Origin of the sequence: Bacillus pretiosus (assembly GCF_051294775.1) — a bacterium.
GTDB lineage: Bacteria > Bacillota > Bacilli > Bacillales > Bacillaceae_G > Bacillus_A > Bacillus_A wiedmannii.
Genome location: NZ_JBPPHF010000003.1, coordinates 387,890 through 408,338 on the forward strand (window position 1 = coordinate 387,890; position 20,449 = coordinate 408,338).

General features: G+C 35.7%; 22 protein-coding genes and 1 other annotated feature. Of the genes, 13 read left to right on the plus strand and 9 right to left on the minus strand.

Annotated features, from left to right (window positions below):
* The first annotated feature begins 201 nt into the window (after positions 1 to 201).
* Positions 202 to 1,089, plus strand: a complete 888-nt coding sequence (locus tag ACSG5Z_RS18510; protein ID WP_435711941.1) for a helix-turn-helix domain-containing protein — start codon at positions 202 to 204, stop codon at positions 1,087 to 1,089.
* A 528-nt stretch (positions 1,090 to 1,617) separates the two neighbouring features.
* Here ACSG5Z_RS18510 and ACSG5Z_RS18515 read toward each other — a convergent pair.
* On the minus strand, positions 1,618 to 2,109 hold the full coding sequence (locus ACSG5Z_RS18515) for a YajQ family cyclic di-GMP-binding protein (protein WP_001040146.1): 492 nt from the start codon (positions 2,107 to 2,109) through the stop codon (positions 1,618 to 1,620).
* A 239-nt stretch (positions 2,110 to 2,348) separates the two neighbouring features.
* On the opposite strand from ACSG5Z_RS18515, the gene ACSG5Z_RS18520 reads away from it, so the two are divergent.
* A complete protein-coding gene (locus ACSG5Z_RS18520) occupies positions 2,349 to 3,203 on the plus strand; it encodes a CvfB family protein (RefSeq protein ID WP_435711942.1) in 855 nt (284 codons plus the stop codon).
* 52 nt (positions 3,204 to 3,255) lie between these two features.
* Here ACSG5Z_RS18520 and prsA read toward each other — a convergent pair whose 3' ends face one another.
* Both prsA and ACSG5Z_RS18530 read right to left on the minus strand, forming a co-directional pair.
* The gene (gene prsA / locus ACSG5Z_RS18525; RefSeq protein ID WP_060489315.1) at positions 3,256 to 4,113 is read right to left on the minus strand and encodes a peptidylprolyl isomerase PrsA; all 858 of its coding nucleotides are present in this window, start codon (positions 4,111 to 4,113) and stop codon (positions 3,256 to 3,258) included.
* A 130-nt stretch (positions 4,114 to 4,243) separates the two neighbouring features.
* On the minus strand, positions 4,244 to 4,375 hold the full coding sequence (locus ACSG5Z_RS18530; RefSeq protein WP_001120851.1) for a DUF3941 domain-containing protein: 132 nt from the start codon (positions 4,373 to 4,375) through the stop codon (positions 4,244 to 4,246).
* Positions 4,376 to 4,475: 100 nt separating this feature from the next.
* On the opposite strand from ACSG5Z_RS18530, the gene ACSG5Z_RS18535 reads away from it, so the two are divergent.
* Complete coding sequence (locus ACSG5Z_RS18535; protein WP_060489317.1) at positions 4,476 to 5,333, plus strand: YitT family protein; 858 nt, start codon at positions 4,476 to 4,478, stop codon at positions 5,331 to 5,333.
* A 25-nt stretch (positions 5,334 to 5,358) separates the two neighbouring features.
* Here the strand turns inward: ACSG5Z_RS18535 and ACSG5Z_RS18540 are convergent, their stop codons facing one another.
* From ACSG5Z_RS18540 to ACSG5Z_RS18550, 3 genes are all read right to left on the minus strand, one after another.
* Positions 5,359 to 5,556 carry a DUF3813 domain-containing protein gene (locus ACSG5Z_RS18540; protein WP_046957006.1) on the minus strand — a complete coding sequence of 66 codons (198 nt, stop codon included), beginning with the start codon at positions 5,554 to 5,556 and terminating at the stop codon, positions 5,359 to 5,361.
* Entirely contained in the window at positions 5,557 to 5,697 is a 141-nt protein-coding gene (locus tag ACSG5Z_RS18545; protein WP_000516816.1) for a hypothetical protein, read from the minus strand.
* Between the two features lie 105 nt (positions 5,698 to 5,802).
* Positions 5,803 to 6,612, minus strand: coding sequence for a Cof-type HAD-IIB family hydrolase (locus ACSG5Z_RS18550; RefSeq protein WP_048545178.1), 810 nt, complete (start codon positions 6,610 to 6,612; stop codon positions 5,803 to 5,805).
* Between the two features lie 491 nt (positions 6,613 to 7,103).
* Here ACSG5Z_RS18550 and ACSG5Z_RS18555 point away from each other — a divergent pair, with 491 nt between their 5' ends.
* Entirely contained in the window at positions 7,104 to 7,283 is a 180-nt protein-coding gene (locus ACSG5Z_RS18555) for a YjzC family protein (RefSeq protein WP_000531420.1), read from the plus strand.
* A 199-nt stretch (positions 7,284 to 7,482) separates the two neighbouring features.
* Positions 7,483 to 10,083 (plus strand): ATP-dependent chaperone ClpB, encoded by a 2,601-nt coding sequence (clpB, locus tag ACSG5Z_RS18560; protein WP_048545176.1) that lies wholly within the window; start codon positions 7,483 to 7,485, stop codon positions 10,081 to 10,083.
* Positions 10,084 to 10,120: 37 nt separating this feature from the next.
* On the opposite strand, the gene ACSG5Z_RS18565 is transcribed toward clpB, so the two are convergent.
* On the minus strand, positions 10,121 to 10,303 hold the full coding sequence (locus ACSG5Z_RS18565) for a YjzD family protein (protein WP_001211113.1): 183 nt from the start codon (positions 10,301 to 10,303) through the stop codon (positions 10,121 to 10,123).
* Positions 10,304 to 10,459: 156 nt separating this feature from the next.
* Here ACSG5Z_RS18565 and ACSG5Z_RS18570 point away from each other — a divergent pair, with 156 nt between their 5' ends.
* The 7 genes from ACSG5Z_RS18570 to ACSG5Z_RS18600 all read left to right on the plus strand — a co-directional run bounded on the left by ACSG5Z_RS18570 (position 10,460) and on the right by ACSG5Z_RS18600 (position 16,545).
* Positions 10,460 to 11,194, plus strand: coding sequence for a lipase family protein (locus ACSG5Z_RS18570; RefSeq protein ID WP_048545174.1), 735 nt, complete (start codon positions 10,460 to 10,462; stop codon positions 11,192 to 11,194).
* Positions 11,195 to 11,223: 29 nt separating this feature from the next.
* Positions 11,224 to 12,096 (plus strand): NAD-dependent epimerase/dehydratase family protein, encoded by an 873-nt coding sequence (locus ACSG5Z_RS18575; RefSeq protein ID WP_435711943.1) that lies wholly within the window; start codon positions 11,224 to 11,226, stop codon positions 12,094 to 12,096.
* 53 nt (positions 12,097 to 12,149) lie between these two features.
* Positions 12,150 to 12,326: a ComZ family protein gene (locus ACSG5Z_RS18580; RefSeq protein ID WP_001003337.1), complete on the plus strand. Its 177-nt coding sequence runs from the start codon at positions 12,150 to 12,152 to the stop codon at positions 12,324 to 12,326.
* A 231-nt stretch (positions 12,327 to 12,557) separates the two neighbouring features.
* A complete protein-coding gene (gene fabH / locus ACSG5Z_RS18585) occupies positions 12,558 to 13,490 on the plus strand; it encodes a beta-ketoacyl-ACP synthase III (RefSeq protein WP_001100551.1) in 933 nt (310 codons plus the stop codon).
* A gap of 31 nt (positions 13,491 to 13,521) precedes the next feature.
* Positions 13,522 to 14,760, plus strand: coding sequence for a beta-ketoacyl-ACP synthase II (gene fabF, locus ACSG5Z_RS18590; protein ID WP_000412643.1), 1,239 nt, complete (start codon positions 13,522 to 13,524; stop codon positions 14,758 to 14,760).
* A 106-nt stretch (positions 14,761 to 14,866) separates the two neighbouring features.
* The gene (locus ACSG5Z_RS18595) at positions 14,867 to 15,655 is read left to right on the plus strand and encodes a DUF2268 domain-containing putative Zn-dependent protease (protein WP_097906727.1); all 789 of its coding nucleotides are present in this window, start codon (positions 14,867 to 14,869) and stop codon (positions 15,653 to 15,655) included.
* 143 nt (positions 15,656 to 15,798) lie between these two features.
* Positions 15,799 to 16,545 (plus strand): YjbA family protein, encoded by a 747-nt coding sequence (locus tag ACSG5Z_RS18600; protein WP_000966116.1) that lies wholly within the window; start codon positions 15,799 to 15,801, stop codon positions 16,543 to 16,545.
* Between the two features lie 160 nt (positions 16,546 to 16,705).
* Here ACSG5Z_RS18600 and trpS read toward each other — a convergent pair whose 3' ends face one another.
* Both trpS and ACSG5Z_RS18610 read right to left on the minus strand, forming a co-directional pair.
* Positions 16,706 to 17,695, minus strand: a complete 990-nt coding sequence (gene trpS / locus ACSG5Z_RS18605) for a tryptophan--tRNA ligase (protein ID WP_000110998.1) — start codon at positions 17,693 to 17,695, stop codon at positions 16,706 to 16,708.
* A 74-nt stretch (positions 17,696 to 17,769) separates the two neighbouring features.
* Positions 17,770 to 17,986, minus strand: a binding site (T-box leader).
* Positions 17,987 to 18,091: 105 nt separating this feature from the next.
* Positions 18,092 to 18,472 (minus strand): DUF3899 domain-containing protein, encoded by a 381-nt coding sequence (locus ACSG5Z_RS18610; protein ID WP_001044992.1) that lies wholly within the window; start codon positions 18,470 to 18,472, stop codon positions 18,092 to 18,094.
* A gap of 319 nt (positions 18,473 to 18,791) precedes the next feature.
* Here ACSG5Z_RS18610 and ACSG5Z_RS18615 point away from each other — a divergent pair, with 319 nt between their 5' ends.
* Positions 18,792 to 20,423 carry a peptide ABC transporter substrate-binding protein gene (locus ACSG5Z_RS18615; protein ID WP_435711944.1) on the plus strand — a complete coding sequence of 544 codons (1,632 nt, stop codon included), beginning with the start codon at positions 18,792 to 18,794 and terminating at the stop codon, positions 20,421 to 20,423.
* Positions 20,424 to 20,449: the final 26 nt, after the last annotated feature.

Here is a 20,449-nt window from a genome sequence, read left to right on the forward strand (position 1 = left end):
TCTCGGTGGGACAGGCTAAGGAGAAAACTTTCTCCCTAGTCTGTTTTTCTGTGAAGTAAGACTCTCGCTTCGAAATGCAGCTGAGAAAAGAAATGAAAAGACCTTTAGAAAAACAATAATTGCAACTATATTGATTTTACATTACATTAAAGGGTGAAAAATATTCTGTTACTCATTGAGGGCTATATTTGAGGAGGAAAAATGGAATTTTACGATTTGGGTATTACCATTAAAGAACTTAGAATGAAAAAGAATATATCACAATCTGAATTGTGTCATGGAATATGTTCGCAAAGTCAAATTAGCAAAATAGAAAAAGGTATGATTTCTCCATCTAGCATATTGTTATATCAGTTATCTGAAAGACTTGGTATTGATCCAAATAATATTTTCGCACTAACGCAAAATAAAAAACTAAAATATGTAGAAAATGTAAAATATGTAATGAGAGATTGTACAAAACAAAAACAATATAATGAACTTTACGAAATAGTGAAACAAGAGAAAAACGAAAATAATTTCCAGTTAAAAGAAGATAAACAATTTCTAATATGGCATGAAGCCATTGCTATATTTCATGTAAATAAATCAATAAAAATTGCTTTAAATCTTTTAAATAGTGCACTAAAACTAACTGTAACGAATGTTGATTTTTTATCAGAAAGAGAAATAGATATTATGCAGTCGATGGCTATATTTCATTGGGCAAATAAAGAGTATGAAAAGAGTATTACTATATTAAGAAGGTGTTTAACTAATTTTAATAAGTTAGATTTTCCTAGAGATAAAGAGATTAAATTAAAAATCATTTTTAATTTGGCGAAAATTTCAGGTCTTGCAAATCAACATGAAGAGGCAATAAAATACAATGATATGGGGATTAAATTAGCTATTAATCTAAATACTTTATATTTATTAGGTGAATTATATTATGGAAAAGCTTGGAACTTGCTAAAGCTAGAACAATATAATGAAGAAGATGTGGCTGACAACATGAAAAAAGCATTATTTATCTTTGAACTAACAGAAAAAGAAAATCTAATAAAAATGGTTAAAGAAAAATATTTTGAAAAACAAAATAAAAAATGATTCATAATTTCTGATGAATATCTTATTAATTTCTATAAAAAAGGCACCTTACGGTGTCTTTTTTATAACTTATATCATCAATTATTACATTTTATAGGTTTCTTATACCAAGCTTTGTTGATGTGTTTACACTTCGCAGGTGTTGAAGTTTTATATGTATCCTCGGGTGTAGTTATATTATTAGAACACCCTGCAATATATATACAGAATGTAGTTAATAAAAAACATAGTATTAATTTCTTCAAATAACCACTTCTAACTCTTGTTTAATTAACATTTTTTCATAAAATAAATTCCTTACTAATTTTACATTACATGAAAGGGTGGAAAATATTCTTATACTCATAATTTGTTACATTTGAGTAGGGAGGGAGGTTTTGCGCCGAGTATTAAAAGGACCTTCTTCATTTATGCATAATAATTAAATACTTATTCTAACTATCCGATTGCTCGTAATCTTAGACTTTGTAATATTTTCTCTACACGCTAAAAAGAAAAACACCCTCTACACAGAGGATGTTTTTCTTTTTAGCGGTAGTTAATAAATTGTACGTCAATCGGTAAGTCAGCACTGCGAACTGCTGCGATAACTGCTTGTAAGTCATCACGGCTTTTCGCTGTAACACGTACTTGGTCATCTTGTACTTGTGTTTTTACTTTTAATTTCATTTCTTTAATGATGTTGTTAATTTTTTTCGCGTTATCTTTATCGATACCTTGTTGAAGTGTTGCGCGTTGGCGAACAGTGTTACCAGTCGCAGCTTCAACTTTTCCGTAATCCAAGTTTTTAATTGGAACGTTACGTTTTACAAGTTTAGAAATTAGAACGTCTTTTACTTGGTCTAATTTGAACTCATCATCAGAAGTTAAAACAAGTACTTCTTTTTCTAATTTAATATCACTTTTACTTCCTTTAAAGTCATATCGGTTTTGGATTTCTTTTAATGCGATGTTAATTGCGTTTGTTACTTCAGGTAATTCTACTTTCGAAACGATGTCAAAAGAACTATCTTTTGCCATAGTTAGCACCTCCAAATAAATTTCTAATCTTTTTATGTACTGTACATACTAAAGTATAGCTGAAAACGAGCCTAGACTTAAGTGTTTTCATACTTATATTTATGTAACCTCATTTTATTATAGTGAATTTTGGGCAGTTGGACAAATAAAGGAAAAATCGTGTTATAATTAACTTTTGTTTGGAATGATAAAAAATATAAAAAAGTTAATTTTATATATATAGAAGGGAATTAAAAAATATGTATTTACAATTAGGATCGATTGAACAGGTAACTGTTTTACGCGAAACGGAAATCGGCTATATGGTTGGGAATGAAGAAGAAGAAATCTTCTTACATAAAAACGAATTAGTTGGAGAAATTGCAGAAGGCGATACGATTGATGTCTTCTTATACCTTGATCACCAAAATCGTATTTCAGCAACAATGAAGGAGCCGCTTATTACAACTTTTGATTGGAACTGGGTAAAAGTTGTAGAAGTTATTCCTAGTTTAGGTGTGTTTGTTAATATTGGCGTATCAAAAGATATACTAATCCCAGCTGATGAGTTTCCGATTTATATGCCAGTATGGCCTGAAGTTGGCGACGAATTATACTGTACGTTAAAATTAACGAATCGCGATCGTCTTATCGCTCTTCCTGCAAGAGATAGCGATATGCAAGAAATTATCGTAGATGCGACGCCATCTATGCGTAATAAAAACGTAAATGGACGTGTGTATCGTTCACTTCAAGTTGGTTCATTTATCTTAACAGATGAGCATTTCCGTGCTTTCTTACACCATACAGAGAGAAAAGAACAAGTCCGCATCGGTGAACGTGTAACGGGTCGTATTATTGACGTAAAAGATGACGGTACAATTAACATTTCACTTCTTCCCCGTAAAGAAGAGGGAATGGAAGATGATGCTGCAGTAATTTATTCATATATGGAAGAACGAGGCGGAGCAATGCCGTTTTGGGATAAGAGCCATCCAGAAGACATTAAAGAACGCTTCAACATGAGTAAAGCTGCGTTTAAGCGTGCGCTTGGTAAGTTGATGAAAGAAGAAAAGATTTACCAAGAAGAAGGTTGGACGTATTTTAAGAAGTAAATTAAATAAAAAGCACTGCCTTATTTTGCTGTAAAAATAAGGCGGTGCTTTTTTAATTCCCTTGCTCATGCGCAAGAGTAAACGTATCTTCCAAGTCACTATCATTTATTTTAATATTTGCCTTTTTTAATTCCTTTTGTATTAACTTATGACTGAATGTAGGGTCGGCAATACGTTCTGCTTCTAAGTTTTTACGGATGGAGTCTTTCACTTCATCGTAAGGTTGTAAATCTTTTTTATCAGTTAATTTAATAATATGATAACCGTTTGGTGATTTAACGGGATTGCTAATTTGTCCGACTTTTAGTTTATAGGCAGCTGTTTCAAATTCAGGCGCCATTCTGCCTGAATTGAAGTATCCAAGGTCTCCACCTTTATCTTTTGATAGTAGATCTTGCGATTCTTGTTTTGCTAATTCTTCAAATGAAGCGCCAGCATCTAATTTTTTCTTTATTTCTTTCGCTTCATTTTCGTCACTTACTAAAATATGACTCGCTTTAATTTCTGGTTTATAGTGGTCTTTCACGTCTTTTTCTGTAACACTTTTCTTAATTGCTTCATTCATAGCAAGTTTGAACTTAATTTGATTTTTGAAATCAGCTTCATCTTTTAAACGATTGTTTTCGAGTACTGCTGTGAATTGATCTCCATATTGATTTTTCGCTTTTTGTACTTCTTTATCTACATCATCGTCAGATACTTTATATTTTTTCGTGATAACGTCTTGTGCCATCATTTCGTATAGCATGTCTTTTCCGTAACGATCTTTCAACTGTTTTTCGAAGTCGCTCTTCTTAATGGTTGAATCTGTTGCTGTAGCGACTGTAGCTGAGCTGTTTTTTTGTCCACAAGCAGCTAGCATTAATATACTTATTAGTGCAGTAATAATGAAAATGTGTTTCCCTCTCATGCCAACACCTCATCCGAATATGTTATCGCTATTGTAGAATATAGAAGTGAACATGAAGTGAATTTTTAATGTTTTTTCCCTGTAAAATGTAAAAAAAGTACATCAACAATATTGTTGATGTACGATGGGATCAAAGGTGATCAGTCTTTTTAGAATAGGCACGCTTACCTTGCTGAATATTTTTTTGTTCTTGCTCATTTTTTTGTGTACGCTTTGCATTATTATCGCGTGCTTTTTTGTCGTTATCACTCGTATGTGGCATATGTATCAACTCCATTTCTAACCGTTGTACGTTTATCATTTCCTTTTTCGTAAAGACTATGTATAGCAGTGCATTCATGAATAATAAAGGTGGATTAGAAATGGATTTGAAGTTGAATTATACCGAACTTATAAAGAAGTTAATCGTTGTAATTGTCGCAGGTTTGTTAAACGCGATTGGAATGAATTTATTTTTAACGCCAGCGAAAGTGTACGCGAGTGGCTTTGCTGGATTGTCTCAATTGTTATCACAAATATTAGGGGACTTTTTATCTATTCACATATCAACGGGGGTATTGTTTAGTTTGTTTAATATTCCCGTCGTTATTTTAGCATGGAAAAAGGTTGGAAAGGCCTTTACTTTCTTTAGTTTTCTTTGCGTGATATTTATGACTTTGTTTCTAGAAATTATCCCGGTTAGAGCGGTTTCGAACGATATTATATTAAATGCGATTTTTGGTGGGATTATTTCAGCGATTGGGGTAGGGATTGCGTTGAAGTGGGGGGCTTCTACAGGTGGTTTAGATATTATCGCCATGATTTTATCAAAGATTAAAGATAAGCCTGTCGGTACGTATTTTTTCTTCTTTAATGCACTTATCATTATTGCGGCTGGCTATGTGTATGGATGGGAAAAAGCATTATATACTTTGGTGACTTTGTATGTGTCAACGCGAATTATTGATGCGATTCATACGCGTCATGTGAAAATTACAGCACTAATCGTTACGAAGAATGGGACAGATGTACGAAAGGCGATTCATTCACGCTTAGTGAGGGGGATTACAACTATACCAGCAACAGGCGCTTATACAAATGAAAATAAGGAAATGTTAATGATTGTTATTACGCGTTATGAGTTATATGAATTAGAAAGGGTTATTAGGCAAGTGGACCCAGGTGCATTTACAAACGTATTACAGACGGTCGGAGTGTTTGGTTTGTTTCGAAAAGATTAAAGAGGACCAAAGCTGGTCCTCTTTTTTAATGTAAATTCGTAATATTTTGCAACTGCTCCTGCATTTCACGTAGCTGAACTTTTTCAGCTGTTGAAGAGTTTGCATAAGCAGAGTGCAAAGCGTTTTTTGCTCTATATACGAGATCTTGTTGCTCAGTACCGCTTGAACAAGTGACGGCATTTGCAACGGCATCTCTAGCTTGTTGGAATAGTAAGTTCCCCATTTAAACCCCTCCAAAAGAAGAGTTACTTCTCGCTTTTTCTGCCTCAGCTAATGTACCACGGTACGGGAATCTTGCATCATGCTTCATAACAGCATCGGCTCCTTGTTGGATAAAACGTTTTGATTTGTTCTTTTTACCCATTCGAAAAACCCCCTTTATTTAGCTGAAAACAATCGACGCGCTGACTTTTGCGTCTAATAATAGTATGAGCGTTTGACGAGAAACTATAAGCAGGGAATTTTTAGATTATAATCCAAGAACCTCTTCTAAATATAGCGCAATACCATCTTCTTCATTCGTTAATGTCGTATGATTTGCGAGTGATTTTAATTCAGGAATTGCATTACCCATTGCGATGCCGTGACCAGCAAATTCAATCATTTCAAAGTCGTTATCTTCATCACCGAAAGCGATAATTCTCTCTTGTGGAATGTTGTAATGACTAGAAATTTTTTGTAATCCGACAGCTTTATTTAACCCACTTTTCACGATTTCAATAATCGGCCAAGGTGCGCCCCATTTTCTATGGTCGATTACTTCAGCGTGCATATCAGTTAAATGTTGACGGATTGCACTGGAATGCTCATCATGTGCGTCAATTAATAAGCAGGTTGGATGATCGTTTAAAATATTTAATAAGTCTCCTGTAAAAATCTTTGGAGAACCGAATTCGAAAATATGTTTTTTATCTTCATCAATTTCACGAACATACACATCGTCCATTACTTCAGCATATATATTTTTTACACCAAAATCAAAGCAAGCTCGGACAATTTCTTGGGCTGTTGCTAGCTCAAGAGGAGAGTGGTGTGTTCCCCACTTTGAATCAAGAGGATGATGTACGTAAGCACCATTAAAGTTTACGATTGGTGTATTAAGACCGAGTTCTTTGTAGTAATCAAAACTAGCACGGAAGGGACGTCCCGTTGAAATAACGACAATATGTCCTTGCTCCTTTGCTTTTGCAATTGTATGTTTTGTTCGAGTGGAAATTATTTTGTTGTCTGTTAATAAAGTGCCGTCTAAGTCTAATGCGATTAAATGCTGTTTATTCATAATTTCACCTCTTATAATATTTTTTTATTTCTATCTGTATTTCCGTTTTTAATATGCAGAAATAAGAGGTTAAACTGGGTGAGAAAACCAAAGATGGAAAGTTCACTATATATCCATCTTACGTCGCAAAGTGCTGCGGTGTCTACTATTTCTCGCTGGAAATTAAGAAAAGTCAACGTCTTTTTAGAAAGTTCAAACAATGTTTCTTTCATTATGTACAAATTGTGAAAAGGGTTACATTGCTCGTATGATGAAGCTTATAATGAACATGTAATCTTCTCGTATATGTTTGACTCTCCTTTGAAGCTAGCCTATAGTAGGTTGGTTTCTTTTTTTTTTACAAATAGGAAAGAAATCCCTTCCTAAGCTTGTGTCATTCATGTATATGTACAAGAACGAAATGTAGTACTTGTTTCCTAAACATGACAGAAAAGCTTTCTTTTAAAATGGATATACTAATGAGGCAAAGACGTCATGGAAGGAGAATGGAAATGGGACAAAATCGCAGGTTTCGTTCTGGACAAAAAGCGCCAAACGATGGTATTTACGTAGAAATTGGTGAAACAGGAAGTATGGTAAAAGATCCGCAAATGGTGAAATTAACTGCGGGTGAAAAGTTTCCAGATAACGCGAATCATAACCGTCAGTGGACATATAAAAGAAAACCGTAACAGGAGCCGCAATCATTATTGCGGCTTTTTTGTCGTTACGCATTGCGTATATTTTTTCAGTTGTATAATGAATGTTCCCTTTTTCTTTTTCCAATAATAAGTTTGAAGATACATAAGCAAAATTATTGTATAAAAAAGTCAGTTGGCGTATAATCAAATCAAAGGTCAAAGAAAGTCAAACATTTGGAGGACTGTAAAGATGGACTTAAATCAAATGACAACAAAAACACAAGAGGCGATTATGAGTGCCCAATCTTTAGCGGTATCTCACCATCATCAAGAAGTAGATACTGTTCATCTCTTGTTTACATTATTAGAAGAGCAAGATGGATTAGCAGTGCGTATTTTTCAAAAAATGAATGTCGATATAGAAGCGTTAAAGCAAGGCGCCGAAAGTTTAATTAAGAAAAAACCTTCTGTAACGGGAAGCGGTGCAGAAGTAGGAAAATTATATATAACGGGTGCTCTGCAACAACTACTTGTAAGAGCAGGAAAAGAAGCAGAGAAATTGCAAGATGACTACATTTCAGTTGAACATGTATTGCTTGCTTTTTCAGAAGAAAAAGGCGATATAAATCAATTACTTACAAGATTTCACATTACAAAAGATAACTTATTACAGTCTTTAATGACAGTTCGGGGGAATCAAAGAGTGACTAGTCAAAATCCAGAAGCAACTTATGAAGCGTTAGAAAAATATGGTCGTGATTTAGTGGCGGAAGTGAGAGCAGGGAAAATTGATCCTGTTATCGGTCGCGATAGTGAAATTCGACGTGTAATCCGCATTCTTTCACGTAAAACGAAAAACAACCCGGTTTTAATTGGTGAACCCGGTGTTGGTAAAACAGCAATCGTTGAAGGATTAGCACAGCGTATTGTGAAGAAGGATGTACCAGAAGGATTAAAAGATAGAACAATCTTCGCATTAGATATGAGTGCGCTTGTAGCTGGAGCGAAATTCCGTGGTGAGTTTGAAGAGCGTCTGCAAGCTGTATTAAATGAAATTAAAAAGAGTGAAGGTCGCATTTTATTATTCATTGATGAACTTCACACAATCGTCGGCGCTGGTAAAACAGAAGGTGCGATGGACGCAGGAAATATGTTAAAACCGATGCTTGCGCGTGGTGAACTGCATTGTATCGGGGCGACAACGTTAGATGAGTATCGTAAATATATTGAGAAAGATCCAGCGCTAGAAAGACGTTTCCAACAAGTATTAGCAGAAGAACCAACTGTTGAAGATACAATTTCCATTTTACGTGGTTTAAAAGAGCGTTTTGAAATTTATCATGGTGTAAATATTCATGACCGTGCGATTGTAGCAGCATCCGTTTTATCAGATCGATATATTTCGGATCGTTTCTTACCAGATAAAGCGATCGATCTTGTTGACGAAGCGTGTGCAACAATTCGAACAGAGATTGATTCTATGCCAACAGAATTAGATGAAGTAACGCGCCGCATTATGCAGCTGGAAATTGAAGAAGCGGCTCTTGGAAAAGAGAAGGACTTTGGTAGCCAAGAACGCCTGAAAACGTTGCAACGTGAATTATCGGATTTAAAAGAAGTTGCAAGTGGTATGAGAGCGAAATGGGAAAAAGAAAAAGAAGATATTCATAAAGTGCGTGACTTACGTGAACATTTAGAGCGTCTGCGCCGTGAATTAGAAGAAGCAGAAGGTAATTACGATTTAAATAAAGCAGCGGAACTTCGTCACGGGAAAATTCCTGCAATTGAAAAAGAGTTAAAAGAAGCAGAAGAAATGGGCGCACATAATAAACAGGAAAATCGTTTGTTACGTGAGGAAGTAAGTGAAGAAGAGATTGCTGATATTGTTTCACGCTGGACTGGTATTCCTGTCGCAAAACTCGTTGAAGGTGAACGCGAGAAATTACTACGCTTAGAGCAAATTTTATCAGAGCGTGTCATCGGACAAGAGGAAGCGGTAAGCTTAGTATCAGACGCAGTTCTTCGTGCACGCGCTGGTATTAAAGACCCGAACCGTCCAATTGGTTCCTTCATCTTCTTAGGACCGACAGGTGTTGGTAAAACAGAACTTGCAAAAACGTTAGCGCAGTCTTTATTCGATAGTGAAGAGCAAATGATTCGTATCGACATGTCTGAGTATATGGAGAAACATGCTGTGTCACGCTTAATTGGTGCGCCTCCTGGATATGTTGGATATGAAGAGGGCGGTCAATTAACAGAAGCGGTAAGACGTAAACCGTATTCAGTTATTTTGTTAGACGAAATCGAAAAAGCACATCCAGAAGTATTCAACATTTTATTACAAATGTTAGATGATGGACGCATTACAGATTCTCAAGGACGTACAGTAGACTTTAAAAACACGGTTATTATTATGACTTCAAATATTGGATCTGCTCATTTGTTAGATGGATTAGAAGCAGATGGCTCAATTAAAGAGGAATCAAGAGAACTTGTAATGGGGCAATTAAGAGGACATTTCCGACCAGAGTTTTTAAACCGTGTCGATGAAATTATTTTATTCAAACCTCTTACAACGAATGAAATTAAAGGTATTGTTGATAAAATTGTAAAAGAATTACAAGGTCGTTTAGCTGACCGTCATATTACAGTAGAATTAACAGACGCAGCGAGAGAATTTGTTGTAGAAGCTGGCTTTGATCCGATGTACGGAGCTCGTCCATTAAAACGATATGTACAGCGTCAAGTTGAGACGAAATTAGCGAGAGAATTAATTGCAGGAACAATTACTGATAACAGTCACGTAGTTGTTGATGTAGAAAATAACGAATTAGTCGTTCATGTAAAGTAAAATAAAAAAGAGTTCGGATAAAATCCGGACTCTTTTTTTAGTGTTGTTCTACTGGCTCGTTTGGAATTGTAGCTGAAATTGCTAGTACTAATACCGCAAGAACAACTGAGAAAATAGACGCTTGGTTAAAATCGTATGTACCGCCAGTCATAGAGCCGATTACGTAGCTCATCATATGTACAAGCGCGAACGACCAAATTAATGCCCAAATGAAACGCATATTTTACACCTCTATTCGTTCAATCTGTCCTTATTGTAACACAATTGAAAAAAGAATATAGAAAAATATTTGTAGATTTTTCAACGCAAATTTGCATTCCGTTCATACATTATAGAAGAGTACTTTTATACGTTTAGAAAATAAGGCGGGGGAAAAATGAGTATTACGGAACGTTTTTTTTATTTAGAAAAAGAACCATGTGTCATTTATTTACCGGAGAAGCCAAATGGATTTTCTGTTATGCTTCTCGGTGATTATAACTACTTTATTGAGAATGGTACAAGTTTATGGACACAGCATGCAGGAAGGTCTTATTTTTTACATGGCCTTATTGAGGAAGGCTACACGGTCTTTTCCTCTAATTTATACGGAAGACATTGGGGAAACGACCAATCTGTTCGTCTAGCAAAACGTTTATATGACGTTGTTTTGAGAAAAGAGACATTAAATGCGAAAATGCACATTATGGCAGATGGTATGGGTGCACTTGTAGCACTTGAAATGATGAACAAATACCCTGAATGTATACGCTCTGTCATTATGTTAAATCCGTGTTTAGATTTACCAGAATATGTGGAGTTTGAAAAAGAGCATAAGTTTTTTTACAAAAGATTAGTGAAGGAATTAAGTTTGGCGTATGATTCCAAAGAAGAAGAATTAGAATCCAAAATAAATAAGAAATCATTTACACTTCTTCCGTCTTGTGTACCTGTTAAAGTTTTCGTATCAACACAAGAAAAAAGAGGAAGAAAACAGTTGTTACGTAAATATGAGAAAATGAGGCAATTCAATCAATGCGATACTTCTGTCTTATTCCATCTGCAAGATGTGAAATATAAAATGGTTAGGCAAACGACTGATTTCTTTAAAAAATATGAAGAAGAATTGTGAAGCTCCCATATACATAAATGAGGAGCTATTTGTTTCAAGGAGAAAGGGTTGGTGGTATGGAGCGCGTGCTAATTATAGGTGCACTTACGTTTGTAGGTTATCACCTTGTGAATAAAATGATTGCAGAAGAAGTAGAAGTGTACGGTCTTGATTTTGATGAATTCGAGAATATGAAAAAAATTAATGAAGAGAAGTTATTGTTGATTGGACGAAATGCGTTATTTACGTATTATTCGATAAGAGATGAAGATGGATGGAGATCAGTAGAAGGAGAGAAGTTCGATACGGTTTACTTTTGCTTGTATGAGCCAAATCAACAAAGTGGTTTTCGGAATGAAAGAGTTATATTACAGTATTTAAAGCGGATTATAAGACTGTGTGCAGAGCAGAAAGTGAAGTTAAATCTAATTTCTTCTATTGAAGTAGGAAACGCAGAGGAATCTGAAAATAAACGTTTATTTTTGAAAGTGGAAGAAGGATTGAAAAAAGGAGAGGCACCATATAGTGTATTTCGAGTTCCTACATTATATGGGCCATGGCAACCATCTTTTATGATGTATCATCAGCTCATTTTATCAGAACTGGATGAGAAAGAGTGCCATTATGCGAGCGAGGAAAATGGAAGTGATCTATTGTACGTGGAAGATGTATGTGAATACTTATGGGAAAATGGAATGAACGCGGAGCATCTCGGCATATACAATTTACTTAGTGGTAAAAAGTCATTATGGAAAAAAGGTATGAACCTTTTACGTGCAGCGGATAAAGTGAATAAAAAGAATGAGGAAGAACGAAATGATGCTGTCGAGGTTATTTCGATAAAAAGAAATACCCCGTTAGAATATGGTTTAAATAAACAATTGGCACATATGAAAAAATATAAAGAGTTATACGAAGGATAGCGAGCGTGTTACACTATGTATGTGAAAGTTTTAATGGAGAGGAAGAACATAATATGAATGAGAAAAGCATGCAATTTTTACAAATCGCAATGAAGCATTTACCAGAAGCAAAGGCCATCTTAGATTCGAATGGAATTGCGCTTGATATGGAGAAAGCACAACCAGTATTAGAGTTATTGATGAAAGTTATGAACGAAGCATATGAGCTTGGGAAAGCAGATAAAGAATAAAACCTTCTTTTTTGGAAGGGAAGAGAGGCTCGAACCGTGGATAGAAGCGGTTCGGGCCTTTTTATATTTCAAAAGAAGCAGGAAAGGTATGTTTCTGTTTCTTTTAATAAACAATAAAGTGAATAATGCTGGATTTATGTTTTAGCTGAAATATATTCTAGACAAAAATACATTTATGTTTTAAAATTAGTACCAAGTCATAATAATTGATATAAAACGGAGGGCTGCGATGTGAACGTGGGCATTTTAGGGATCGGAAGATATGTGCCAGAAAAAGTAGTCACAAATCACGATTTAGAGAAAATCGTAGATACATCTGATGAATGGATTCGTACGAGAACGGGAATTGCAGAAAGACGCATTGCCGATGATACAATAGATACTTCATATATGGCGGTAGAGGCTTCTAAAAAAGCACTTGAAGATGCCGGGATTAGCGGAGAGGATATCGACCTGATTTTAGTGGCAACAGTAACACCAGATCGAGCATTCCCAGCAGTAGCTTGTGTCATTCAAGAAGCCATTGGCGCAAAACACGCAGCCGCAATGGATTTAAGTGCAGCGTGTGCTGGTTTTATGTACGGAATGATTACAGCGCAGCAATTTATTCAAACGGGAACTTATAAAAATGTATTAGTAGTTGGTAGTGATAAACTATCTAAAATTGTAGACTGGAATGATCGAAATACAGCAGTACTATTTGGAGACGGAGCCGGTGCTATCGTAATGGGGGCGGTTTCAGAAGGAAGAGGCGTTCTATCTTTCGAATTAGGAGCAGACGGAAGCGGCGGTAAGCATCTTTATCAAGACGAGTATGTTATGATGAACGGCAGAGAAGTCTTTAAATTTGCTGTTCGCCAACTTGGTGATTCCTGTCTTCGCGTGTTAGAAAAAGCGGGACTTACGAAAGAGGATGTGGATTTTTTAGTACCACATCAAGCGAATATTCGTATTATGGAATCTGCAAGAGAGAGATTAAATTTACCACAAGAAAAAATGAGTATGACAATTGAAAAGTTTGGTAATACATCAGCTTCTTCAATTCCAATTGCAATGGTAGAGGAATTGCAAAATGGACGTATTCAAGATGGTGATTTAATTATACTTGTTGGTTTCGGCGGCGGATTAACATGGGGAGCAGTAGCTCTTCGTTGGGGTAAATAAGGACTGAGAGAAAAAAAGGAGTGTATTTTGTATGGAGAAAAAGAGGGTCGTAATTACAGGACTAGGAGCTGTTACACCGATCGGAACAGATGTTGAAACAGCGTGGGAAAACATTAAAAAGGGTGTATCTGGAATCGGACGACTTACAAGAATTGATCCGGAACTGTTTCCAGCAAAAGTAGCAGCAGAAATTAACGACTTTGAAGTCGAGAAATATATTGATAAAAAAGAAGCGCGCCGTATGGATCGCTTTACACAATATGCAGTAGCAGCAGCGAAAATGGCAGTTGCAGATGCAAAGCTTGAAATTACAGAAGAAAACGGACCTCGAATTGGTGTATGGATTGGTTCTGGTATTGGCGGTATGGAAACATACGAAGAACAATTTAAGATTTTTACTGAGAAAGGTCCGCGCCGCGTGAGCCCATTCTTCGTACCAATGATGATCCCAGATATGGCAGCAGGTCAAGTATCGATCGCAACAGGAGCAAAAGGAATTAACACTTGTTCTGTAACGGCTTGTGCATCTGGTGCAAACTCAATTGGTGATGCATTTAAAGCAATTCAACGCGGTGATGCTGATGCAATGATAACAGGCGGAGCAGAAGCGCCGTTAACAAGTATGGCATTTGCAGGATTTAGTTCAGCGAAAGCATTAACATTTAATGAAGATCCAGCAACAGCTTGCCGTCCATTTGATAAAAACCGTAGTGGTTTCGTAATGGGTGAAGGTTCAGGTATTTTAATTCTCGAAGAATTAGAGCACGCATTAGCTCGTGGTGCTCACATTTATGCGGAAATCGCTGGTTACGGTGCAACTGGTGATGCATTCCATATTACAATGCCGGCTCCTGGCGGTGAAGGCGGCGTGCGTGCAATGCGTCAAGCTTTAGCAGATGCAGGTCTACAGCCAGAAGATATTGATTACATTAATGCGCACGGTACAAGTACGGATGCGAATGAAAAGTATGAAACGATGGCAATTAAAGAAACGTTCGGTGAGCATGCGTACAAAGTAGCAATTAGCTCAACGAAATCAATGACAGGTCACTTATTAGGAGCAGCTGGTGCTGTTGAAGCGATCTTCTCAATTAAATCAATTACAGACGGAGTAATCCCTCCAACAATTAACTATGAAACACCAGATCCAGAATGTGACTTAGATTACGTACCGAATAAAGCGAGACAACAAGAAGTAAATGCAGTATTAAGTAACTCACTAGGATTCGGTGGTCATAACGCAGTATTAGTATTTAAATCGTATAAATAATAGATGAGATAAGGAGTTTTTTCGCACTATATTGCGAAAAAACTCCTTATTTATTTTTACGCCTTTTTCTCCTTTTGCATATACATAAGAAAAAGGAGGGATAAAGATGGGGATTGTTGAAACTGCTGAGTGGTTACATCTATATTATGGACGGCCAGAAAAGCTGTGTGAAAAGTTTACGAAGTATATCCCGCTGCCAAAAGAAAGGTTGTATCGCTTTTTAATTTCTAAAGGTATGTACCGCCCAGTTATACGAGGAGAACAAGAAGTAAAAGAGTTAGAGGAAAAGGAAGTTTGGAAAGAGTTACGTACGGAGTATGAGAAACTGAAAACCTGGTTACAAGGTCCAGATGTCCCTGTCTTTATTTTATTATCAGATTCCTATAATCGAACTGTACAAGAAGAGTATAACGGTAGGGCGGGATTATCTATGCGTCACGTTATTTTCTTATTCGTATGTGGACGGAATTCGGTGGAAGAATTAAAGGTGTTATTGGCGCATGAATATCATCACATATGCAGGTTACATCAAATTGAGACGAAAGAAACAGAATATACATTACTTGATACGATGATTATGGAAGGGCTAGCTGAGCAAGCGGTAACGGAAAGATATTCAGAAAAAAACAATGCACCGTGGACGATGTATCTTTCAAAAGAAGAGGCTATTTATTATTGGAAAAATGTTGTACATGAAAGAATAAGTATAAAACGAGGAACAAGGGAGCACGACATCTTATTAAATGGATTTCACTCTTATCCAAAGATGCTGGGCTATGCGCTTGGATTTCATATTGTCAAAGATTGCGTAACATTGGAAGGAGAAGATACACTTTCTTTATTATCTATAGATGCAAAAGAAATATTGAATAAAGCAAATACATTTCATATATAAAAAACAGGAGCTCTATTTCCTGTTTTTTTTAGTATTAATAGAAGAAAAAATAATAATTAGAATATATTTCCTTAGGTGGAATAAAGTTAAGAAAAATTGAACATAATGATTGATACAAACAGTAGTGAAGTGAGGGGTAGTGAATGTTATATCTACATGATGTATGGGTAAATTGGTTTGAAGGTGAAGAGAATGGGTATAACGTTTGTCATTTTTACGAATGGCGGAAAGATGATACGATTGAGCTATTAGATCAAGTGCCATTATTAAAAGTAGATGCCACATTATATCATTACATCGAGGACGAATTGTTAGAGCTTCCGCAAAAATTGTTGGAAGACGTACATCATAAGGCATATATTCGTAAAAATCATGAACGTTTGCAGCAAGAGTATTGCTTTGTTGTTACAGATGGAAAAGGAATTATTGCGATTGACACAATTGGTTACAATGTACCAATTCGAAAAAGCAGACTTATACCGCGCCAAGAGCAGATGGTATATGAGATGGTAGAAAACGTACAAGCAGAAAAGTATGAGTTCCAAGTAGAAGAAATGGAAAAAGAACATCATATTTTATCACCATCACCTTTCATTATGAATGGCTTAACTCGTAAAGAAAGACAGCTTAAACAATTATTATTTATGGCGTTAGATCAATTACATACAACGAAAAACACAGCAGAAATTCGCTATTGGTTCACAGAGTGGGATCCATCAGCATACGGAATGGTTCAACATATGGAATTTGAAGATATTTGGGCTAAACTGTATGATGAAGCGAAAACAGGCTGGTCTGAGAAGCACGAACAATTATGCGAGCGTCTCGTAAAAGGACAGCCATTTTTTGAAAAGTTATGGGAAATGGAAAACGAGCAAAAGGTAAATTAAAAAAAACCGCCAATTGGCGGTTTTTTTAATTTGTTGTAACTTAGCTCCAGCGGCAAGCTCTTCGTGTCTAAGAACCTTCCGCATAAGAAGACAAAAAGCGTCTTCTATGCGAAAGAACCTTAGCCAATCAGAGCTGAACGAGCTGCCTCCGCTTTATAAGTTACCTACGTTTTCTGCTTAGTCCCATTGCGTTTTCTACTTTGCGTAGTTGTTTGAATGCAACGCGGTTTGCTTTTTCTGCACCTTTGTCTAGAATTTCGTCTAGTTCTGGTGAGTTGATTAGTTCGTTATATTTGTCTTGGATTGGACGAATTGCTTCTACGACTACTGCTGCTAGGTCGCCTTTGAAGTCTCCGTATCCTTTTCCTTCGTACATTGCTTCTATTTCTTCAACTGTTTTTCCAGAGAATGAAGAGTAGATTGTTAATAAGTTAGAGATTCCAGGTTTGTTTTCTTTATCAAATTTCACGATACCTTCAGAATCAGTTACAGCACTTTTAATTTTCTTTTCAATTGTTTTTGGTTCATCAAGCATACTGATCATTGCTTTTGGATTCGGATCAGATTTACTCATTTTTTTCGTAGGTTCTGTTAATGACATAACGCGAGCTCCTACTTTTGGAATACGAATTTCAGGAACAGTGAACACTTCACGGAAGCGTTTGTTGAAACGCTCTGCTAGGTCGCGTGTTAATTCCATATGTTGTTTTTGATCATCACCAACAGGTACGATTTCAGTGTTGTAAAGTAAAATATCAGCAGCCATTAATGGTGGATACGTTAGTAATCCAGCTGGAACTGAATCTCTACCAGAAGATTTATCTTTATATTGCGTCATACGCTCTAATTCTCCAACGTAAGCAACTGATTGCATAATCCATCCTAGTTGAGCGTGTGCTGGTACTTCTGATTGTACAAATAAAGTAGCTTTTTCAGGATCGATGCCGCATGCTACATAAAGTGCAGCAAGACTGCGAATGTTTTTACGAAGTTGTACGGGATCTTGAGGTACTGTAATCGCATGTTGGTTTACAATACAGAAATAACAGTCGTGTTCATTTTGAAGCTCTGTAAATTGCTTCATAGCTCCTAAATAGTTTCCAAGTGTAATCGTTCCACTCGGCTGAATACCAGAAAAGATAACTGACATAAGTAATTCCTCCTAAATTTGAATGCGTGATGGGGAAGAGAAGGCAAACAAAAAAGCCCATTCATCCCAAAAACTATAGGGACGAATGGACCGCGGTACCACCCTAATTATTTCACTACTGTGAAATCTCTCTAATCCATAATAACGTTTGGATATAACGCCAAAGCCTACTACTTTCGGTTCGGTTTGGTGCTCAAAAGCCCATTCCATACTGCGCAATTACTTGTTCACACCAGCCACAAGCTCTCTGAAATTGCCTCAATATGTACTCTTCTTTATCATCGCATACATATAAATTTATTTATTGTTACCTAAGCTCTTTTAATATGAAAGAACTAAAGTTTTATAACAAAATGTTTTGCTGATTATTATATCATATGGGATAGTGTTTGCAAACTACATCAAAATAGTAAAGCTAATGAGGGTCGAGAACAACCCAAGAACGATACCGGTAATGCAAATTGGATACGTCCATTTGAATGAATATGTTTTATAAATACGTTCTTTCTTATCGACAGGTTCCTCTACTTCTTCAATTAAAGACTCAATTTTTTTGTTCGTACCAAATACTCTTTGGAAGGCGTAAATTGTTACGTTAAAAAATCCATTTTGAAATATGAATAAAAAACCGCCTATAAGAATAAAAAATAGTGCGACATAAAACGATATATTGACAAAATTCAACAAAAATTGCGATGAAACGAGGAATGCGCCAATACTAGAAGCGATTATCGCTATGAAAATTAGTATACAAGTATGAAAAAAAACTTTATTCAAAATGTTCCCCTCCGTCAAAATATTACTAGAATTATTATACTATAAAAGCTATAATATGTACTAGAATTAATTTTTTGAAAATTATACGCAATTAAAGGTCTGATTTTAAGATGATGGTAGCAATGTTAACGTATCCCTTTACAAAAAAATAAAAAAATAAACATTTTATTAAAAATTTTAACAAAAAAACAAAAAACTATATTCACAATTGTTATATTATATGTATAATGAAAATTGTAGAAACTTGGAGATTATTCTTTCAATTCTACTTTTTTACAAGTGAGGGTACAGGAAGTGCAATTAGGGGAGGCAACACAACATGAAGAAAAAGATACCGTTATTACTTGCATCGACGTTGACTGTCAGTATGTTAGGAGCTTGTAGTTACCAAAAAGAGGATAATAAAGCAGGCGCAAAAGAAAAATCCTCAAACAAGCAAGTGTTAAATCTAACCGAGACAGCTGAAATCCCAACTATGGATACGACGTTATCAACAGATGCAGCATCTTCTAACATCATGAATAACACAATGGAAGGATTATATCGTCTGGGGAAAGACGATAAGCTTGTTCCAGGTGTCGCTAAATCTTATGAGAAATCAGAAGCTGGCAAAAAGTATGTATTTAAGTTACGTGAAGATGCGAAATGGTCTAATGGTGAACCTGTAACAGCGAAAGACTTCGTTTATTCTTGGCGAAGAGCTGTAGATTCAAACACGGGTGCCAAGTTTGCTTACATACTATTTGATGTTAAAAATGCGGAGAAAGTTAACAAAAAAGAATTACCAGTTGAAGAACTTGGTGTAAAGGCAATTGATGATCATACACTTGAAGTGGAATTAGATAACCCTGTTCCTTATTTTGTAAGTTTAACAGTCTATCCAACATTGTATCCTTTGAATGAGAAGTTTGTAACAGAACAAGGAGCAAAATTTGGATTAGAATCCAATACGACACTTTATAATGGTCCATTCGTATTAAATGAATGGAAGCATGAACAAAGCTTCAAACTTACGAAGAATCCAACGTATTGGGAAAATAAAGAAGTAAAACTTGAGGAAATAAACTTCAATATTGTTAAGGATCGTTCAACTGCTATAAATTTATATGAAACGAAAGCAATTGATCGTGTAGTCTTAACATCAGAGTTTGTAGACAAATACAAATCAGATGCTGACTTTAAAACGATTAAGAGACCATCTACACAATTTATTCGCTTAAATGAAAAGAATAAATTTTTAGCAAATAAAAATATCCGAAAAGCAATTGCAATGTCCTTTGAGCGTGAAAATATCGGAAAAGTTATCTTAAACGATGGTTCAGAGGGGATATATGGTTTTGTTCCGAAAGGCTTAGCAAAAGGTCCGAATGGAAAAGACTTCCGTGAAGAAAACGGAAAGCTTATAAAAGAGGATATTAAAGAAGCTCAAAAATACTGGGAAGCTGGTAAAAAAGAACTTGGTGTAGACAAAGTAGAGTTAGAGCTATTAAACTTTGATACTGATGATGCTAAAAAAATCGGAGAGTATTTAAAAGGCCAATTTGAAAAGAACTTACCAGGTTTAACAGTTTCAACAAAAATGCAGCCATTTGCACAAAAATTAAAACTTGAAGCAAGTGGAGATTACGCAATGTCATACGCAGGATGGAGTCCAGATTATATGGATCCAATGTCATTCCTTGAAATGTATACGACAGGTAATGCGCAAAACAAAGTAAATTACGCAAATGCAGCGTATGATGATTTAATTAAAAAAGCGAAAACAGAAGTTGATGTACAAGCTCGCTGGGATGCATTATTACAAGCAGAAAAACAACTGCTTGAAGATGCAGCGATTGCTCCAGTATATCAACCAGGAAAAGCTTATTTACAACGTGGCTCAATTACTGGCCTATTAGAACATAAATATGGCGGAGAATTTAGCTATAAGTGGGTTGAACTAAAAAACTAAAAATGGTTTCCATCATGAATAAGGGT

Coding starts and splice junctions, on each gene's coding strand:
- fabF (WP_000412643.1), top strand. CDS start 13,522: ATGGAGAAAAAGAGGGTCGTAATTACAGGACTAGGAGCTGTTACACCG.
- ACSG5Z_RS18515 (WP_001040146.1), bottom strand. CDS start 2,109: ATGGCAAAAGATAGTTCTTTTGACATCGTTTCGAAAGTAGAATTACCT.
- ACSG5Z_RS18510 (WP_435711941.1), top strand. CDS start 202: ATGGAATTTTACGATTTGGGTATTACCATTAAAGAACTTAGAATGAAA.
- ACSG5Z_RS18535 (WP_060489317.1), top strand. CDS start 4,476: ATGGATTTGAAGTTGAATTATACCGAACTTATAAAGAAGTTAATCGTT.
- prsA (WP_060489315.1), bottom strand. CDS start 4,113: ATGAGAGGGAAACACATTTTCATTATTACTGCACTAATAAGTATATTA.
- ACSG5Z_RS18600 (WP_000966116.1), top strand. CDS start 15,799: ATGTTATATCTACATGATGTATGGGTAAATTGGTTTGAAGGTGAAGAG.
- ACSG5Z_RS18545 (WP_000516816.1), bottom strand. CDS start 5,697: ATGGGTAAAAAGAACAAATCAAAACGTTTTATCCAACAAGGAGCCGAT.
- trpS (WP_000110998.1), bottom strand. CDS start 17,695: ATGTCAGTTATCTTTTCTGGTATTCAGCCGAGTGGAACGATTACACTT.
- clpB (WP_048545176.1), top strand. CDS start 7,483: ATGGACTTAAATCAAATGACAACAAAAACACAAGAGGCGATTATGAGT.
- ACSG5Z_RS18555 (WP_000531420.1), top strand. CDS start 7,104: ATGGGACAAAATCGCAGGTTTCGTTCTGGACAAAAAGCGCCAAACGAT.
- ACSG5Z_RS18570 (WP_048545174.1), top strand. CDS start 10,460: ATGAGTATTACGGAACGTTTTTTTTATTTAGAAAAAGAACCATGTGTC.
- ACSG5Z_RS18595 (WP_097906727.1), top strand. CDS start 14,867: ATGGGGATTGTTGAAACTGCTGAGTGGTTACATCTATATTATGGACGG.
- ACSG5Z_RS18530 (WP_001120851.1), bottom strand. CDS start 4,375: ATGCCACATACGAGTGATAACGACAAAAAAGCACGCGATAATAATGCA.
- ACSG5Z_RS18550 (WP_048545178.1), bottom strand. CDS start 6,612: ATGAATAAACAGCATTTAATCGCATTAGACTTAGACGGCACTTTATTA.
- ACSG5Z_RS18615 (WP_435711944.1), top strand. CDS start 18,792: ATGAAGAAAAAGATACCGTTATTACTTGCATCGACGTTGACTGTCAGT.
- ACSG5Z_RS18580 (WP_001003337.1), top strand. CDS start 12,150: ATGAATGAGAAAAGCATGCAATTTTTACAAATCGCAATGAAGCATTTA.
- ACSG5Z_RS18540 (WP_046957006.1), bottom strand. CDS start 5,556: ATGGGGAACTTACTATTCCAACAAGCTAGAGATGCCGTTGCAAATGCC.
- ACSG5Z_RS18520 (WP_435711942.1), top strand. CDS start 2,349: ATGTATTTACAATTAGGATCGATTGAACAGGTAACTGTTTTACGCGAA.
- ACSG5Z_RS18565 (WP_001211113.1), bottom strand. CDS start 10,303: ATGCGTTTCATTTGGGCATTAATTTGGTCGTTCGCGCTTGTACATATG.